The 2,246-nt window shown below is 65.8% G+C and carries 1 protein-coding gene and 1 pseudogene; both read right to left on the minus strand.

Features of this window, described 5'->3' with window-relative positions:
- Positions 1 to 66: 66 nt before the first annotated feature.
- Complete coding sequence (gene istB / locus GH2_RS21035; protein WP_066172644.1) at positions 67 to 888, minus strand: IS21-like element helper ATPase IstB; 822 nt, start codon at positions 886 to 888, stop codon at positions 67 to 69.
- Positions 885 to 2,175, minus strand: a pseudogene (gene istA, locus GH2_RS21040) (IS21 family transposase). The gene istB and the pseudogene istA overlap by 4 nt, the downstream one beginning before the upstream one ends.
- Between the last annotated feature and the right edge of the window lie 71 nt (positions 2,176 to 2,246).

A 2,246-nucleotide genomic window follows, 5' to 3' on the forward strand; every position in this document is an offset into this window, starting at 1 on the left:
CCTGTCAACGGCGGGTGAAATCTGACCCCTTTTCGACGTCTGAAAATTGACCCCCTGTGTTGGTTGTTAGTGGTGTTCGCCCGGTTCGGGCGAGGTCGTGAGGAGCTCCCGTCGGGAGCGTGTGCGGTAGGAGTCGCCGCTGAGGGCGAGGACTTCGGCGTGGTGCACGAGGCGGTCGATCATGGCGCCGGCGACGATGTCGTCATTGAAGATCTCTCCCCACCGCCCGAACGGCATGTTCGAGGTGATCAGGATCGAGCCCTGTTCGTAGCGGTGCGCGACGAGTTGGAAGAACAGGTTGGCCTGATCGGCATCGAACGGCAGGTAGCCGACCTCGTCGATGATCAACAGCTTGTACCGTCGCAGCCGCTTGAGGTCGTGCTCCAAACGCCCCTCAGCGTGCGCGGTGGTCAGCCGAGCCGCCCAGCCGGTCGCGGTGTCGAACGCGACCGGATACCCGGCCTGGCATGCGGCGATTCCCAATCCGATCCCGAGGTGGGTTTTGCCCACGCCGGGCGGTCCGAGCAGGATCACGTTCTCGGCCTTGGCTATGAACGTCATCGTCTGCAGGTGCGCAAGCACATCACGCCGCAACGACGGCTGGTGATCGAGGTTGAAGTCCTCCAGGGTCTTCACCGCCGGGAAGTGCGCCCCGGCGATCCGCAGGCGGGTGCCGGAGGCCTCCCGGTCGGCGACCTGCCGCTGCAGTACCGCGGCCAGGTACTCCTCATGCGACCACCCGTCCTGCCGGGCACTGGCCGCGAGGGATTCCCACACCCGCCCGATCGTCGGCGTCTTCAGTACCCTCGACAGGTACGCCAACGTCGACGCAGTCGACGCCCCGGCCGTAGTCGATTCTGGTGCGGCCGTATTGATTTCGCTGTTCATGCCACCACCTCCGAACCGAGTTCTGGTGCCGCAGCGGTGGTCGGCGCGGGGTCGAAGTCGGTGCCGAACAGGCTGTCATAGCTGCCCGGGTCGCGCACCAAGGCCGGGTCGACCGACAGCAGTCGGCCACGCTGGGCGGCCTCATACCGTGCTCGCTGGGTGCGGGCGTACTCGCGGCGCAGGACCTTCGCGGCGGCCACATGGGCGGGATCGGTGATCGTGCGGGCGGTGTCCCAACAGCGGGTGTGCACGCCGATCGGCTCTCCCTGGCAGGAGAGGGCGACTTCGTCCATGCTGGCGGCGAAGTCGACGTGCCTGCCGATCGCCGACGGATGCGCCGAGTAGTCATTACCGTCCACGCGCACGTAGTAGTCCCGCGCCAACCGCACCCGCCCGGTCAACCCCACGACCGGCGGCACCGGCGGCAACACCGTCATCGCCGCCAGATCCTCCTCGAGGAAATCCACCGGCCGGCCGTGCAGCGATCGCACCGTCCGGCTGTTGGCCTTCGGCAGCCACAGGCCCACCTGCTCGTTGAAATCTGTTGGTGAGGCGAACTCACGACCGGGCAGGAACGAGGTCTCCAGATAGCCGTTATTGCGTTCGGTCATGCCCTTGAACTCGCCGGTCCCGCGGTGGCGCCAGCACGATTCTGGTGCCCAGTGTGCCGGCGAACATCGCTGCCGGATCGGTGAGTTTGCCTCGCCCTCCGATTGCTGACTCCCGGTCCCAGACAAGGGTTTTCGAGACTTTTCCGACTCCGGCGATCAGTTCCCACATGCCGGCGAGGATGTCTCCGGCCTGCCGGGAGGGGATCATCATCGCCGACAGGAGCTTCGAGAACGTCAACGTCATCACCAGCACCGGCAGAATCGCTGTCTGCCCGTGACCGGTGGGGATTCGGGTCGCCGGAAACCACAAGTCCATCTGCGCCGACTCACCCGGTGCCCGGACGATCCGATCGGCCGGATCGATCCCGACGTACTCCGGCCGGATCTGCCGGATCCGGTCCTTCAGGATCGTCAGTGAGTTCGTCCACCCGATCCGCTCAGCGATCACCGTCGCCGGCATCTGCGCATCGAGTGTCAACTGCTGCCGAATCTGAGGTTCGACGGCATCGACCAACGACCCCTTCGACGCCCGCCGATACGCCGGTGGCTCCTCCGACCGCAGTGCCGCCCGCACCGTGTTCCTGGCGACACCGGTACGCCGGACGATTGCCTTGATCGGCAACCCCTCGGCCCTGTGCAGCCGACGGATCTCGGCCCAATCTTCCACAGAAATCACACCCTCCAGAGTGTCGAAGGGGGTCAATATTCACCCGTCGTCTGGGGGTCAGTATTCACGCGTCGTCGACA

The organism is Gordonia hydrophobica NBRC 16057, assembly GCF_001592365.1.
In the GTDB taxonomy this organism is placed as follows: Bacteria; Actinomycetota; Actinomycetes; order Mycobacteriales; family Mycobacteriaceae; genus Gordonia; species Gordonia hydrophobica.